General features: G+C 44.4%; 20 protein-coding genes and 1 other RNA gene. 7 read left to right on the top strand and 14 right to left on the bottom strand.

Annotated features, from left to right (window positions below; genetic code table 11):
* Window positions 1-98: 98 nt before the first annotated feature.
* Both ACZ5NL_RS10440 and ACZ5NL_RS10435 read right to left on the bottom strand, forming a co-directional pair.
* The gene (locus tag ACZ5NL_RS10440; protein WP_004066397.1) at window positions 99-539 is read right to left on the bottom strand and encodes a ferritin family protein; all 441 of its coding nucleotides are present in this window, start codon (window positions 537-539) and stop codon (window positions 99-101) included.
* A 5-nt stretch (window positions 540-544) separates the two neighbouring features.
* Window positions 545-1405 carry a cation diffusion facilitator family transporter gene (locus ACZ5NL_RS10435; RefSeq protein WP_464842239.1) on the bottom strand — a complete coding sequence of 287 codons (861 nt, stop codon included), beginning with the start codon at window positions 1403-1405 and terminating at the stop codon, window positions 545-547.
* Window positions 1406-1553: 148 nt separating this feature from the next.
* Here ACZ5NL_RS10435 and ACZ5NL_RS10430 point away from each other — a divergent pair, with 148 nt between their 5' ends.
* A complete protein-coding gene (locus ACZ5NL_RS10430; RefSeq protein ID WP_464842238.1) occupies window positions 1554-1910 on the top strand; it encodes a hypothetical protein in 357 nt (118 codons plus the stop codon).
* Window positions 1910-2743 carry a radical SAM protein gene (locus ACZ5NL_RS10425; RefSeq protein ID WP_042699129.1) on the top strand — a complete coding sequence of 278 codons (834 nt, stop codon included), beginning with the start codon at window positions 1910-1912 and terminating at the stop codon, window positions 2741-2743. Before ACZ5NL_RS10430 ends, ACZ5NL_RS10425 begins: the two co-directional genes overlap by 1 nt.
* On the opposite strand, the gene ACZ5NL_RS10420 is transcribed toward ACZ5NL_RS10425, so the two are convergent.
* Window positions 2736-3659, bottom strand: a complete 924-nt coding sequence (locus ACZ5NL_RS10420; RefSeq protein ID WP_042699133.1) for a calcium/sodium antiporter — start codon at window positions 3657-3659, stop codon at window positions 2736-2738. The genes ACZ5NL_RS10425 and ACZ5NL_RS10420 overlap by 8 nt on opposite strands.
* A 96-nt stretch (window positions 3660-3755) precedes the next feature.
* Between ACZ5NL_RS10420 and deoC the strand changes: the two genes are divergently transcribed.
* Together deoC and ACZ5NL_RS10410 are read left to right on the top strand one after the other, a co-directional pair.
* Window positions 3756-4415, top strand: coding sequence for a deoxyribose-phosphate aldolase (gene deoC / locus ACZ5NL_RS10415; RefSeq protein ID WP_464842237.1), 660 nt, complete (start codon window positions 3756-3758; stop codon window positions 4413-4415).
* Complete coding sequence (locus ACZ5NL_RS10410) at window positions 4408-4695, top strand: family 4B encapsulin nanocompartment shell protein (RefSeq protein WP_004066384.1); 288 nt, start codon at window positions 4408-4410, stop codon at window positions 4693-4695. The genes deoC and ACZ5NL_RS10410 overlap by 8 nt, the downstream gene beginning before the upstream one ends.
* Here ACZ5NL_RS10410 and ACZ5NL_RS10405 read toward each other — a convergent pair.
* The 5 genes from ACZ5NL_RS10405 to ACZ5NL_RS10385 form a co-directional block, all read right to left on the bottom strand.
* Window positions 4692-5294, bottom strand: coding sequence for an ECF transporter S component (locus tag ACZ5NL_RS10405; RefSeq protein ID WP_464843483.1), 603 nt, complete (start codon window positions 5292-5294; stop codon window positions 4692-4694). The two genes, ACZ5NL_RS10410 and ACZ5NL_RS10405, sit on opposite strands and share 4 nt — an antisense overlap.
* 109 nt (window positions 5295-5403) lie before the next feature.
* Window positions 5404-6747 (bottom strand): acetyl ornithine aminotransferase family protein, encoded by a 1344-nt coding sequence (locus tag ACZ5NL_RS10400; protein WP_464842236.1) that lies wholly within the window; start codon window positions 6745-6747, stop codon window positions 5404-5406.
* Between the two features lie 157 nt (window positions 6748-6904).
* Window positions 6905-7897, bottom strand: coding sequence for a thioredoxin-disulfide reductase (gene trxB, locus ACZ5NL_RS10395; RefSeq protein WP_464842235.1), 993 nt, complete (start codon window positions 7895-7897; stop codon window positions 6905-6907).
* A gap of 68 nt (window positions 7898-7965) precedes the next feature.
* Window positions 7966-8496, bottom strand: coding sequence for a metal-dependent hydrolase (locus ACZ5NL_RS10390; protein ID WP_464842234.1), 531 nt, complete (start codon window positions 8494-8496; stop codon window positions 7966-7968).
* A complete protein-coding gene (locus ACZ5NL_RS10385) occupies window positions 8493-9695 on the bottom strand; it encodes an ATPase (protein ID WP_464842233.1) in 1203 nt (400 codons plus the stop codon). Before ACZ5NL_RS10385 ends, ACZ5NL_RS10390 begins: the two co-directional genes overlap by 4 nt.
* Window positions 9696-9759: 64 nt before the next feature.
* On the opposite strand from ACZ5NL_RS10385, the gene ACZ5NL_RS10380 reads away from it, so the two are divergent.
* Entirely contained in the window at window positions 9760-10254 is a 495-nt protein-coding gene (locus ACZ5NL_RS10380; RefSeq protein ID WP_464842232.1) for a THUMP domain-containing protein, read from the top strand.
* A 48-nt stretch (window positions 10255-10302) separates the two neighbouring features.
* Here the strand turns inward: ACZ5NL_RS10380 and queC are convergent, their stop codons facing one another.
* The 3 genes from queC to ffs form a co-directional block, all read right to left on the bottom strand.
* Entirely contained in the window at window positions 10303-11022 is a 720-nt protein-coding gene (queC, locus tag ACZ5NL_RS10375) for a 7-cyano-7-deazaguanine synthase QueC (protein WP_464842231.1), read from the bottom strand.
* 32 nt (window positions 11023-11054) lie between these two features.
* A complete protein-coding gene (locus ACZ5NL_RS10370; protein ID WP_464842230.1) occupies window positions 11055-11471 on the bottom strand; it encodes a hypothetical protein in 417 nt (138 codons plus the stop codon).
* Between the two features lie 39 nt (window positions 11472-11510).
* Window positions 11511-11823, bottom strand: an RNA gene (gene ffs / locus ACZ5NL_RS10365) — signal recognition particle sRNA.
* 98 nt (window positions 11824-11921) lie between these two features.
* Here ffs and ACZ5NL_RS10360 point away from each other — a divergent pair.
* Complete coding sequence (locus ACZ5NL_RS10360) at window positions 11922-12257, top strand: hypothetical protein (RefSeq protein ID WP_464842229.1); 336 nt, start codon at window positions 11922-11924, stop codon at window positions 12255-12257.
* Here the strand turns inward: ACZ5NL_RS10360 and ACZ5NL_RS10355 are convergent.
* Together ACZ5NL_RS10355 and cutA are read right to left on the bottom strand one after the other, a co-directional pair.
* On the bottom strand, window positions 12244-12831 hold the full coding sequence (locus ACZ5NL_RS10355; protein ID WP_464842228.1) for an endonuclease dU: 588 nt from the start codon (window positions 12829-12831) through the stop codon (window positions 12244-12246). The genes ACZ5NL_RS10360 and ACZ5NL_RS10355 overlap by 14 nt on opposite strands.
* Entirely contained in the window at window positions 12828-13133 is a 306-nt protein-coding gene (gene cutA, locus ACZ5NL_RS10350) for a divalent-cation tolerance protein CutA (RefSeq protein WP_464843482.1), read from the bottom strand. The genes ACZ5NL_RS10355 and cutA overlap by 4 nt, the downstream gene beginning before the upstream one ends.
* An 81-nt stretch (window positions 13134-13214) precedes the next feature.
* Here cutA and ACZ5NL_RS10345 point away from each other — a divergent pair, with 81 nt between their 5' ends.
* Window positions 13215-13490 carry an acylphosphatase gene (locus tag ACZ5NL_RS10345; protein ID WP_464842227.1) on the top strand — a complete coding sequence of 92 codons (276 nt, stop codon included), beginning with the start codon at window positions 13215-13217 and terminating at the stop codon, window positions 13488-13490.
* Here ACZ5NL_RS10345 and ACZ5NL_RS10340 read toward each other — a convergent pair.
* On the bottom strand, window positions 13487-14080 hold the full coding sequence (locus tag ACZ5NL_RS10340) for a regulator of amino acid metabolism, contains ACT domain protein (RefSeq protein WP_464842226.1): 594 nt from the start codon (window positions 14078-14080) through the stop codon (window positions 13487-13489). The two genes, ACZ5NL_RS10345 and ACZ5NL_RS10340, sit on opposite strands and share 4 nt — an antisense overlap.
* Window positions 14081-14181: the final 101 nt, after the last annotated feature.

Genomic DNA, 14181 nt, shown 5'->3' with positions numbered 1-14181 from the left:
TTGCCCTTGCTGAGATTGCCAAGGTGACAAATATTGAAGACAGAGCCCGTCGGAATAATAAAGAGTAGAAAAACCCCCAAGTCGGATATTTTATCCAACTATTCCTCTAAACCCTCATAGATAATCTTCAGCCTGTAGGCATGTTTGAGCTCTTCTTGAGCCATCATGTTGAATATCTCGCTTAAAGAACCGCTAAGTATCTGGCTTAGTTTTTTGTAGAGCTCATAGCTGTGCTTTTCCCTTATGAGGGCCTCTAAGATAAGATCAGTCAGTGTCTGAGGCTCAGCCCTCTCATCCTGGAAGTATGGCTCCAGGCTTAAAGAATCCACGTAATCTATAACCGCGGTTTTTTCCAGAGTCTTCTCACTGCTGAACTTCTCAATTGTATTTTTGTGCCTCAGCTCTTCACTTGCAAGCCACTGGAAGTGTTCGATTAAAGAGGGGTGCTCATAGGTAGCAAAGGTCTCTCCGAGCTTGTAGAGGTTGTAAAGCTCGTTCTCCTGGTGAACTATCTTCTGCAGGAGCTCTTCAAGCTTCATCTTTCTCACTCCGTTATCCCTTTGATATCTACATGGACAAACGCCGCCTCAACCTCATCGAGGTCTTCGATTTTCCTTTTAACTTCTTCGCTTATGTCATGGGCTTCTTTGAGGGTTATGTGTGGGGGAACCTCTATGTGCATTTCAACGTGCAGTTTTGTGCCAACGTAGTGCGCCCTCAGGTCATGCACCCCAACAACACCCTCAACGCTGAGTGCAGTTTCTTTAATCTTTTCACACAGCTCAAAGGGTGGGGAAGCGCCGGTCAGGTAGTTTATGTTTCTGAAGACTATCTCAGCAGCAGCCTTACCCACAAGCAAAGCCACGACAAGTCCTGCCAAAGCGTCCCCATAGGTAAAGCCCAGCCTTTGAAGGAGTAATCCTATTAAAACAGCGACACTGCTCAGTGCATCGCTCCTGTGGTGATAAGCATCTGCAACAAGTATCTGGTTGTTGAGCTTCTTTCCCACTCTAAGGGCGTACTGGGTCATTGCTTCCTTTGAGACAATAGAAATCACAACAACGGCAAGCATGACTGAGTTCACTTCAATAACATGCCCGCTGAAGATTCTTTTCAGGGCATCTCTGGCTATTTCATAAGCAACCAGAAAGAGCAATATGCCTATAAAAAAGGCAAACAGGGATTCAAATCTGGAATGGCCGAAGGGATGGGTTTTATCGGCAGGCTTTGATGCGATCTTAACCCCGAAGTAGCCCACTATGCTTGTCACAACATCCGAGAGAGAGTGTATACCATCGGAAATCAAAGCCAAACTGGAGTATAGGAACCCAACAAAAACCTTCAGAATAGCCAAAAGAATGTTTCCAAGGATGCTCGCTATTAAAGGCCTGTAAACCTCTTCCATAGGTTACGCCCCTCAGTCCGTCACTCCATCATCACGACTCAGGTAAGGCTGAACTCTTCATTGGGTGTTACACAATTCGCATGAGACTTTTAAATCTTTTTCAAAAGACTTTTATTGTTAATAGACAAGCAACAATCGGTGGAGTTTAATGGCAAATAAGCCGAGATACACAATAAGAATTTACATGGGGAGCAAGGATAAGTACATTGCCCTAAGTCTGTGGGATGCATACATAGACCAGCAGGGGACCTTTAGACCGGCAAACATAAGCATGATAATCCACAACGAAGATGTTGAGGCAAAGGCTTCAATGAGGACGGAGACAGCCGCCAGGCTTGCAGCGGTGCTTTTAAACATGGTGGCAGAGGCAGAGAAGCTGACCATGAAAGAGAAGAAGAGGGTTAGCATCGAGGAAAAGCTGGAAGAACAGTTTCTTCTTGAGGAAGAGGAGAAAGATATTCTCGAAGATATAGAGACTATAGAAGCAAGCGTCGATGAGGAGTGATGGCTTTGAAAAAGCTCAAAGTTTACATACCGGGAATTTCTTTCCCTTCTATTTCAATTACCGGGAATTATTGTGCATTAAGCTGTGCCCACTGCGGAAAGCACTATCTCGAGGGGATGAAAAAGGTAACAAAGCAGAACCTCGTTGAATACTGCAAATCCCTTGAGAAAGAGGGATACAAAGGCTGTCTTCTAAGTGGTGGAATGGACTCAAGGCTGAAAGTACCCCTCGACCGTTATTCTTCGGAGATAGAACGGATAAAGAAAGAAACGGAGCTAAAGCTCAATGCCCATATAGGGTTTATAGAGGAGAAGGACTTGGAGTGGATAAAGCACGTTGATGTAGTCTCCCTTGATTTTGTTGGGGACGATGACGTCATTAGGAGGGTGTATAAGATAGAAAAGGGTGTCAAAGATTACCTTGCGATAATGGAGCTCCTAACGTCAAACGGGATCAGAGTTGCACCGCACATAACCATAGGGCTGGACTTTGGAAAGGTCTGGTGGGAGTACAGGGCTATTGACATGCTTGTCGAGTACCCGATTGACGTCCTGGTTCTCGACGTGCTTATTCCCACGAGAGGGACAGAAATGGAGAATGTAAAGGCCCCCTCCGTGGAGGAGAGTCTAAAGGTTATTAGATACGCCCGAGAAAGATTTGATGGGGAGCTCAGCGTTGGATGCATGAGGCCTATGGGGAAATGGAGGCTGGAGTTTGATAGAGGTGCCATAGCAGAGGGAATCGACAGAATAACAAACCCTCCAAGAAAAGTTATCGAATGGGCAAAAAAGATAAGGGAAGTTGAGATTATTTACGAATGCTGCGTTATGTGAACTGAACATAGAGGAAATAAGCATAGAGTGCCAAGAGGACTGCGCTTGTTTTTCTCCCAACTCTGTTGTTCAGCTTTAAAGAAATCGCGAGCACTGCCATTACGAGCAACGTCAGAGGCATTGTAAATGAGTAAATGCTGTAATCCACTTTTATCGGCCGTATTAAAGCAGCGATGCCGATTACCATGAGGATGTCGAGTATATTGGCTCCTACAACGTTGCCAACACTTATGTTGTGGATTTTTTTCAGCGTTGCGGTTAATGAGTTTGCCATCTCCGGGAGGGAGGTTCCAATTGAAACAAGTGTAAGTCCTATAACCACTTCAGGAATCCCAAGGGCCGTGGCGATTTTTACGGCACTGTTAACAACAAGCCTCGCTCCCAGGACAACAACAAGCCCGCTCGCAAACAAAATCAGCACATCTTTCTTGGGGCTTCCCCTGCCTTCTTGGACTTCTTCCAGCGTCACGTGCTTCTTGTAGAGGTAGTAGAGAAATCCCACATATATCAGAATCAAACTAAACCCTTCAGCTCTGGAAATCACCAGATCTCTCATCAAAATCCACGCGTAGAGCGTGACGGCGATCATAAAAAGAGCATTCTTCCAGGCGATTTCATCCACGTCAAGGGGCATAATTAGGGCAGACACTCCCAGGATCAGAGCTATGTTTGCCAGGGCACTCCCTATAGCGTTTCCGAGGGATATGTCGCTGAAGCCTTGATACGCAGCTATCGCAGAAGTCGTGACCTCTGGCAGAGTTGTGGCAACGCTGGCCAGCACTAGGGCAATTATGAACTCGCTAACTCCAAAGCCTTTTGCGACTCTTGTGGCAGCCTCAACAAAAAGGTCGCTCCCTTTTATCAGCATAATCAGTCCCAGGACAAAGGCTCCAAAAGTTATGATATACTCTTCCATCTCACATCCCGAAAGATATTGGGGGGCTAATTTTAAAGCCTTTGGGTGGAAACCCTAAAATACAACATAACCCCAAACTAAGGTGAGGTGAGAGGTATGGATATTGCCAAGTACATAGATCACACAAACTTAAAGCCCTACGCCACCAAGGAGGACATAATAAAGCTTTGTGAAGAGGCAAAGAAATACGGCTTTTACGCAGTTTGTGTCAATCCATACAGGGTAAAGCTTGCAAAGGAACAGCTCAAAGGTACAGAGATTAAGGTTGCGAGTGTAATCGGATTTCCGCTTGGGGCAACGCCGACGGAAGTGAAGGTTTTTGAGGCAAAGAAAGCCCTCGGAGATGGAGCGGATGAGCTTGATATGGTCATTAACATCGGTGCATTGAAGGATAAGGATTACGAGTACGTTAAAAATGACATAGCAGAGGTTGTAAAGGTTGCTCATGAGAAGGGAGCGATAGTGAAGGTCATAATTGAAACTTGCTACCTCACTGACGAAGAAAAAGAGATAGCATGTAAGCTCGCCATGGAGGCTGGGGCTGATTTTGTCAAAACATCAACGGGATTTGGAACTGGAGGAGCAACCGTTGAAGATGTCAAGTTAATGCGCAGGGTTGTTGGGGATAAGCTTGGAGTAAAAGCTGCTGGAGGTATAAGAACTTACGAGCAGGCTTTGGCAATGATAGAGGCTGGAGCTAACAGAATAGGCACATCAAGCGGTGTGAAAATCGTAGAAGGGGCTAGAAATGGGTGAAACCTTGGAGCTCTTAAGGACTGTTATAAAAGAGATTCGAGAAGATGGGTTTGAACCAAAGGTGGCGCTTGTAGGTCCAAAGTTTGCTGAAAAAGCCGCAAAAGAATTGAAAACTCTTGGATTGAATGTTTATGTAATAAAAGAGCTTAATTGCGACGCAATAATTGCCGACCCAAGATTCCTCGGGCATCTCCGAAAAGCCTCACGCAGAATATCGCTCGAACCCTTAAGGGAAGAAAAGGAGATGTGGGAGGAGATAAGGGAAATTGGAGAACTCTAAATCTGAAGTGATACAAGCATGTCCTTGACCCTTCTCTTTATTACATGCCCTACTCCACCACCCACGATAATTCCGGTGACAGCTTGGAGGGTATTCCCTGGAACCTCTGCTATGGCTCCTCCCCATCCATAGAAGTAAACCTCAACGGAGAAATATCCCAGGACCATTAGGGCTCCACCAAGGATTGTAGCTAGGAGGATTGTTGTAAAGTCGTCTTTCTTTGAAGTTAGGTATCCAACGACGAATCCCTCTACTCCTTTTATAACTAAAGTGAACGGTGCCCAATGTGCATAGCCAGTAATTAAATCTGCCATTGCGGAACCAAATCCCCCAGCGAATGCTCCTATTGTGGGGCCAAAAAGGACTGCCACAAGCATTACCATGCTGTCCCCAACGTTGATGTATCCCCTCGTTAAGGGCGTTGGAACTTGGATTAGCATCGTTGCTACCGCCACTAGTGCCGCCATTATGCCAGATAAAGCCACTCCAACCGCAACTTCAAAGACTTTCCTTTTGAGCACGAAGAGGTAAACAAAGTAAAGAACGGCAACGGCTATTAACACCCACTTACCGTATGGTGCAAGTGCTTCCATGGCCATTATCATCCCTCCACTTTATTTATTTTTCAAGTTTTAACTTGAAATTTAAACTTAAAAACCTTACTCCCCAACAAGCGCAGAAGGAACAAAAATAGAATAGAAAATAGGATCAGCTGACAACAGCTTTGATGGCATCTTCGAGAATGTCCAAACCAATCTTGGCCTCTTCTTCGTCTATTGTTAGCGGTGGGATTAGTCTTAAAGCGCTCTTTCCACAGCCAAGGGTTGCAAGGCCTCTCTTAAGTGCCTCAACGACAACTTGGTTTCTTTCCTTGCTTGCGTACTCTTTTGTCTTTCTGTCCTTTACGAATTCAATAGCCCAAGCAAGGCCAAGCCCTCTGACATCACCGATGATTTCGTATTTATCATACATCTCTTGAAGTCTCTCCTTGAAGAGCGGCTCAAGCTTTTTAGCGTTTTCAATCAGGCCGTTCTCAAGCTCATCAATTACCGTCAATGCTGCTACACAAGCCAAGGCATTTCCACCATAAGTGTTGCTGTGTACCCCGGGGATACCAAAGTCCAAATCCTTCCTAAAGATCGTTGCTCCAATTGGCACTCCACCACCGAGGGCCTTTGCGAGGCTTATGATGTCTGGAGCAATTCCAAAGTGCTCAATTGCAAACATCTTGCCCGTTCTTCCCATTCCCATCTGGACTTCATCGTCTATGATGAGTATACCGTGCTTGTCTGCAACTTTCTTGAGCTCCTTGAAGAAGCTCTTTGGTGGCACTACATAGCCTCCCTCACCCTGAATTGGCTCCGCTATGAACGCTGCCACTTCTTCCGGTGGGACATAGTGGTCAAAGAGGTAATCTTCAATGTATTCAATTACCCTGTTCACGAGCTCATCTGGTTCCTCATAACCGTCAATGTGCCATGGGTTTCTGTAGGGGTTGGGGTATGGGACGTGTTCAACACCGGGCATTGTTGGGAACATCCTCGACCTGTGAACGGGCTTGCTTGCCGTTAGACTCATTGTTCCATGAGTTCTACCGTGGAATGCCCCAATGAAGGCTATGAAGAGCTTTCTTTGGGTTGACCACTTTGCTATCTTCAAGGCTGCCTCATTAGCTTCTGTACCGCTGTTTGAAAGGAAGGTCTTCTTCTCAAAGTCACCAGGGGCGATGCTGTCAAGCTTTTCGGCAAGAGCCACTTGATAGGGGTTGTAATAATCGGTTCCAGCGGCATGAATAACCTTGTCCAGCTGCTCTTTCAAAGCTTCAACAACTCTCGGATTTCTAAGACCAGCGTTGAGAACACCTATACCAGAGGAGAAATCGAGAATTCTATTCCCATCGACGTCAATCCAGTAGTTGCCCTCCGTTCTCTCTATAACCAAGAAGTATTCGTTTGGGTCGTTTGTTGTGGTTGCCATATACTTGTGGTGTTTCTCTATTATTTCCCTAGCCTTCGGTCCCGGAATTTCCTTAACCTGAGGTCCCTTCACCATGTTCGCTCACCGATGTATAGGATATTTTGCACCTATATAATTTTATGCTCACTAAAATCCTTTTTTACTCGAAAAAGTTTCGAAAATAATTGTGTTTAAGCCTTAGTTCTACAATAAATACTGCTAAAAAAGTTTGTAAAAAAGGTTTAGTAAGGGATCATTCTTCATTCACTTGAGTTTTCCACTCCTCTAAAAGTTCCTTTGCGGAATTAGCCGCTATAGCTCCTTGTCCAACAGCTACTGCGATCTGTTTAAAGACATTTGTTATATCCCCAGCGGCAAAGAGTCCCTTTATTTTTGTTCTCATATACATATCAACCGGAATGTACCCTTGTTCATCGGTAATCCCTAGGTGCTTAACAAAATCTGTCTTGGGCTCGTAGCCTATGAAAACAAACACTCCATCAACTTTCTTCTCGAATCTTTCACCGGTTTTTACATTTTGGAGCACTACGCTTTCAACTTTCTGATCGCCCTTTATTTCAACGACGACTGTGTTTAAAATCGCTGGAATTCCTGCTTTTTTGAATCTGTCTTGAAGTATCTTGTCCGCCCTAAACTGATCTCTTCTGTGGACAAGGGTAACGTTGACTCCTATCTCCTTTAGATACAAAGCCTCCTGTAGCGCTGTATTGCCGCCTCCTACAACTATGACATCCTTACCCTTGAAGAGAGGACCGTCACAGGTTGCACAGTAGCTGACTCCTCTCCCGTAGAATTTATCCTCACCAGGAACTCTAAGCTTCCTTGGCTCTGCTCCAACAGCTATTATAACGGTTCTAGCCTTGTAAACTTTTCCATTTTTTGTTTTTACATGGAACTTGCAAGGACCCTCATAATAGGCACACTCTGCAGGGTCTATCCTCTCAACTTCGTCAAAAACTATTGGTACTCCAAGCTTTTTTACTTGCTCATGCATCCTGTTGGCAAGCTCTGCTCCCTTTATTCCCTCGGGGAATCCTGGGTAGTTCTCAATGAGATCCGTAAGGGCAACGTTTCCCCCTATGTCTTTCGAGATTATGAGGGTCTCCAATCCATAGCGTGCTGAGTATATGGCCGCAGTAAAACCTGCTGGGCCAGCTCCTATGATTAGAACGTCCCATGTTTTTGTTTCATCAACTGCCTGTGAAAGCCCACCCAAGCTAAACATCTTTCCCTCACCTCCGGTTTGCAACTTTTGGTTGAATATTTAAAAACATTGTGGAACAGATTTGAGAACTAAATTATCTTTACCTCACGATCGACTATCAGATGTAGGGAATACCCCCAAAATGCGGCAAATCCAATAAACAACGCCTCTCCAAATTTAAAACCAAGACCGTACTCAAAGGAGGCAAAAGCCAGAACTCCATAGACAAATGCAAAAGCTAAGGAATGGACAATTCCCCTGTGTTTGGGCATTAGGGCTGAGAAAGCATACCAAGAACCAAAAGCAAACAAGCCAGCTACAAGCCATCCAAAGGCTGGATCCATTATTTTATTCCCAATTGATAAAAGATTTTCACCTTTGACAAAAACCGCACTGCCGACCATTACAGCCACTATCGGCTTAATTCCCCTATGTATAAGTGCCTCTGGATGATCAAGATCCGGCAAGTCAGAGCCCAAAACATAAACTCCATATCCCAGTATCATGGAAAGTGTGGTCAGTTCAAAGGGGAGGTTTGCATAGTACTTCAAAAAAGATGCAAGAAGGATAACAAGGGGATAGCTTAAGATGCCGCTAAGCACATGCCCTTCGTAGTTCACTCCTCGCCCTCCTTCTGCTCTTCTAAGAACTTTCTAACGTACTCTGGCACTTTATAATTGCCCTTTGGATCTCCCACTAAGAATCCAAGCCGTATGAGCTCTTCAAGGTGCTCATAAACTTGCACTCCAGGCTTTTTGACCTCCTTTGCAACCTGAATATAGCTTACCGGGCCGCCGTTAAACTTGTACACTATAACCTCCACGAGGTCTCTGTACTCTTTGGGAATTCTTGTTAGATATTCTTCCAGACTCTTAGGCTCTTCTAGAATTGTCGTTACAACATAGTCATCTATTGGGTCAAATTTATGTTTGCTGGCTTCGCTTAAAACGTAGTGCAGGAGCCTTAAAATTTGCCTTGGATTGCCTTTTGCAAGTTCATGAATTAACCTTATGGCATCCTCTGTAAAGGGGTATATCGGATCGTCTGTGTCCCTTATTCTAACCTTGTTGAGCCTCTTCTTAACAAGCTCAAAGGTTTCTTCAAGACTCATGGGTCTAAGCTTGAACTCATAGTGAAGCCTCATGAAAAACGCCGGAAAAACCTTGGAGTACTCCTCGTACGCCTCTGGTATGCATGCAAAACCAAAGATGCACCCTGGAGGCATGTTGCTTATAAAGTGCCTGAGCATCTCAAAAAATAGAATCTTGTCCTCTTCACTTGCCGTTTGCATATTCTCCAGCTCATCGAGAAGAAGGGCAGAATAGGGATATTTACTGAGCTCCTTTGTAAGCATCTCTGCAATGTCCCTCGACTTATACTCTTTGGTTGAAGAGAGCATCTTTTCAAGCCTATCTATAAAGCCGAGCTTCTTTGAGAGGTTTTCGAAAAAGATGTTGGTTCTGGTTTTCGGGGGCTTCAACCCGTTAAACATATCCCTCGTGAGCTTTAGGATATCGTTTGTGTCAACTTTGATGTAGATCGGTTTCCCCCCTTGTTCTGATATTGCTTTGTAGATGCTTTTAAGCCTCTGAGTTTTTCCCATTCCAAGAGGACCGATCAGAGAGAAAGCTATTGAACTTTTATTCCCTACCACTTCCGAGATTATCATCGAGAGACGCATGTCTACCTCCTGATAAACGTGTATGCTCTCAACATCCTCTATGCCTTCACTTGCCAGCTGTTCGAAAGGATTTTTTGCTAAACCGTAGACTTCATAAGAGGGAGGGGAATAAACTTTAAGTGTACTCTGCCTTTCCATTTTACCCACCAAGTCTAAGTTTTGGGCAGGGGAATATATAAGTTTGTCCATAGAGGTGAAGAAAATGGCAACACTGCTTGTAACCGTCCCGGGAGGAAGAGAGGGAGATGCCACCCTTGAACTGGAATGGGCACTTGGAGATGCAAGAGTAAGGAGAACAAAGTGGAGAGGTGTGCTGATAGTTAGAACTTCCTTAAATAAAGAGGAGGCCCTTGAGAGAATCAGGGAATTTGAGACAACGGCTATCTTCAAGGTAATTCCCATAGAAAAGTTCGTGGAGAGCAAAAAAGAGAAAATTCTTGAGGAAGCCTTCCAGCTTGCAAGGGAACACATCAAAGAGGGAGACAGCTTTGCAGTAAGATGCAAGAGAAGAGGCAACTGGATTTCATCGGGGAAGGAAATAGAGATAGAGCTCGGAGCAAAAATAAAAGAGGACTTGAAAGCTAAAGTAAACCTTACAAGTCCAGATTGGTATGTCTGGATTGAAGTTCTCGGAAAAAAGACCGGTTTAAGCGTAATCAAACCAGAAGAAATCGTAAAAAAGAGGGTGGAGTTTTAAGCTCTTTATCCTCCTCAACCTTCATAGGTATAAGTTATAAGTTCCAACTTATAACTTAGGCTTAACTTTATAGATGGTTTTGTCTTCTCCGATGGCCTCGATGAGCCCTCTATGTCTTCTTACACAGCTTTCACATTCCCCGCAGTGGATAGGCTTCCCATCTTCCGTAAATCCTTGAGGCATGTAGCAGGAGTTGGAGTACTCGTACTTAGCGTTAAGCTCCTTCAAAAGCCTCGCTATGCCTTTTTTGTCTAAATTTATGAGGGGAGCAACGACTTTTACTTTACTCATTGTTCCGTACTTTAGCATTTCGTTCATTTTCTCTACAAATTCGGGAGTGTTGTCCGGGAAGGTTGCTCCCTCTTCAGCGTTGAAGCCCACTATAATCTCTCCTCCACCGAGGGCATCCAAAAGCGAAGCTGCAACAGCTATCAATACCACATTCCTCGCTGGAACCCATACACTTTTGGCAGTTTCTTGGGCAACCTTCGTCTTTTCCAGATCCTTTGCTGTTACCTTGGGCGTTTCGCCTCCAACCAATGTAGTGCCCCTCAGCCTAGAGAACTCCTCGAGAAAATCAAGCCTGATGACCTTAAGCGGAACGTCAAGTTCTTTTGAGAAAAACTCCGCCACTCTATTTGTAACTCTCTCTTCGTTGCTCCCGTAGTTTATCGTGAGCATTATTAATTCATCATAGTTCTTCTTCGCCCAGTATAAGCAAGCTGTACTATCTAAACCACCGCTAAATAGAACGACTGCTCTCTTCATTTACTTCACCCCTCATTGATAGGATTTTGAGGTTATGAACTTTTCCAAAGAAAGACTATTACAATCAGACATTCAAAGAACAGAAAGCTGTACAGCAGAGCAAAAATAGTGAAGCTGTTAAAGCTAAGTCCTTTAAATAACGTATCAACCAAGGCCCAGGTTACAATACCTCCCATAAAGAGGGGAACCGATAGCAAAAGTAAAATAGGAATATCTATTCTATTAACTTCTACAAATGAATATAAAAGCGTTAAAATACCCCAAAATACCCAGAATACCCCGTCATCCCCTCCCATATCATCCCAGTCGTAGAGAGCTTCATCATACTCCCAAGTGAACTTCATATAATAAGCATAACTCAGATGAGACAACCCAATAAATAGCTCAAGAAGTGCAACAGCTAGAATGAGTTGTTGAATTTTTTGATCTTTGGGAAAGACGATTCCCATCAAACAAAGATTTTCTTGATTTGGTTAAAAGTTTTACGGCGGCGGACACGCCCGAAGGTGGGAACCCTCCTCCAGCGGCTTCCACCGAGACTTGCTCGCCCCCGCTACCCCACGAGCGCCGTACGTCCCGCCTACCGCTGCTCCCTTCCGGGCCTTGCGGGGTTCGGCGGGCAAAGGGAGTTAGCGGAGCCCTTCAGCTCCACCTCTCCCACCGCCGGCCCCGTGGGACAGGGGCTCATAGCTCCTCCCGGCTTCCGCCGCTGGATTTAGGAACCGCCCCTCGGGCTTCGGCCCCCGCATATCGACGGTTTCGGGTTCCAGGGGACGCCGAACCCCCCAGCCTAGTCCGCCGCCATTTAATAATATCCTTGATGCCTATATAAAGGTTTGGTAACTATCTCCTAACAATCTTTATTAGGAGTGAGAACACAATTCCATAAGGGCCTTAAGATGATAGCATCTGAGGCATTTTATTTCCTTCTGCTAGGGATGCTCTTGGGAATGAGTGGACAGATGTTGCGGGTTGTTGTTGGCGTTAAGAAAATACAAGAAAAGGCCATTTCAGAAGGCAGAGAATTCAAAGATGCCTTTGACACAAAAAGGCTTCTTGTAAGCATATTGATCGGGGCAACAGCAGGAGTTTTGGGTGTTGTCGGTCTTTACTGGGGTGAAAAAGAGGTAACCCGCGAAATGGCTCTAGGTTTGATTGCAATAGGCTATTCCGGGACTGATTTCATTGAAGGTCTATTTAGAACAAAGATTCAACCTAAGTCTATTCCCTCTTAGACTCCCCCGTCATCACGGCTGAGGCTATCATATGAGCTAATCTTAAGGGTTCAGGTATGAGGGAGCTCTTCTGGGTTAGTTTTATTATCTCCTCCGCCTGCTGTGGAGGAATTCCATAGGACTGGTAGAACACTCTTTCTGGAATCAATTCCTTTATCTCCCCGGCTTTTCTAAGAAGTACAATTCTCTCATCGGCATCGGAAAAGTGCTTTTTCAGAGCATCCTCCATAGCCTTTAAGTCGGGCTTTTTCCTTATCACTATTACCACAGGCAATCCTGTTTCTCTGCTTAACCTTTCGACGTCAACAACGTTAAATCCAGCATACGTTATTCCCTTAAGCATTATAACCCGCAGATCCTTAAATCGGGAGTTGTTTATCGCATCAATCATTTTTTCAGTTGAATCTCTGCCATCGATTTCAATCCACCTCGTGACAATCCCCACAACATCCTGAGAACCTTTCATAACAACTCCAACTAAAATTGTACGATCTTTTCTGAGCTTGGACTTAAAAGAAAAAGTGCCGTCATCGAAGCCAATAACCCTTATCTGCGGCTTTACTTTCCTGATCATTTTGTTACCTCTAAAAGCCACTCTAAGTATTCCTTATTAACGTGATCCACATCTATTCTTATTATTGCTGGCACGGAATATGGGTGTAGCTCCCTCAGGGCTTCTTTAAGCTCACTCCAGAGATCAACTTTTGTCTTTAGCACTGCTCCGATTTCGCTATCTTCTTCAATTTTTCCCTGCCACCAGTAAAAGGCCTTGTGCTCTCTCAAATTGGCACAGGCAATTAACTTTCTCTCCAGCAGCTTTTTTGTTATTCTTTCAGCACTTTCCCAGTCAGGAAACGTTGTATATACAAGGATCATCTCACCCATTCCACACCCCCAAGAAGAATTGGTGAGGATAAACTTAAATTTTATGGAGGTTACTTTTAATGGGGGGAGTAGATGGAGATAGTGAGAGCACATCTGAGGATATACGGCCGAGTACAGGGAGTAGGATTTAGATGGAGTATGCAAAGAGAAGCAAGAAAACTCGGGGTCAATGGATGGGTAAGGAACCTCCCGGATGGCAGTGTAGAGGCAGTAGTTGAGGGAGAAAGAGAAAGAGTTGAAGCATTGATAGGATGGGCCCATCAGGGACCACCTTGGGCAAGGGTTACTAGAGTGGAGGTTAAGTGGGAGCCTCCCAAAGGAGAGAAGGGATTTAGAGTGGTGGGCTAGCCTTTGTTGTTTAGTCCCTCAATAACAACTTTTTTGGGACAGTAGTTAACTTCACAGTAACTACATACAACTTTTTCTTTGCTCTTTTCGGGAGTGTGGAGGACAAGCTTTCTAAACCCAGGAATGTCCTTTATTTTCATAAAAACCTCTACTGGCAGAGTTCCATCTATAACGATGTATGCTTTAGCATCTTCCTGCCTGAGATTTCTGCTGAATATCTCCATTATTGGGACACCGTTCTCGTAAAGATATCTGAGCAATTCAGAAAGGGCATAGGAGTACTCTTCTTTCTCAAGTTCTATCTCAAGAACCTCCCATCCCATGATGGGGGCTACGTTTATAAGGCTTGGAAGTGGGTTTAGCTTTTCAAATATCATTCGCAGAGGATATGTGTTTTCAATGTAATCTATGGTGTGGTAAATTATTTTTCTATTTACACCTATTACACGAGAAAGCTCGCTTATTGGTATCTCGACATTCCTCAGATAAATTTTCCCATTTTTTACACTTAACCCATTTTCAAAAAGGAACTCGGCTACCTTCCTCCTGGCTGGAAAGTTTTTAAAATAAGCATCCAATACAAGCATCACTTTTGACCACCTCTTATACAATGTTGTGTACAGATGAATATTTAAGCTTTTCTCCGCAGTTCAAAGAGACAATTTTTTAAAGCATGTAGAATCTTAATATG

Source organism: Thermococcus aegaeus (assembly GCF_055393685.1).
Note: the sequence above shows the minus strand (reverse complement) of the source record. Positions and strands in the feature narration are given on the sequence as shown.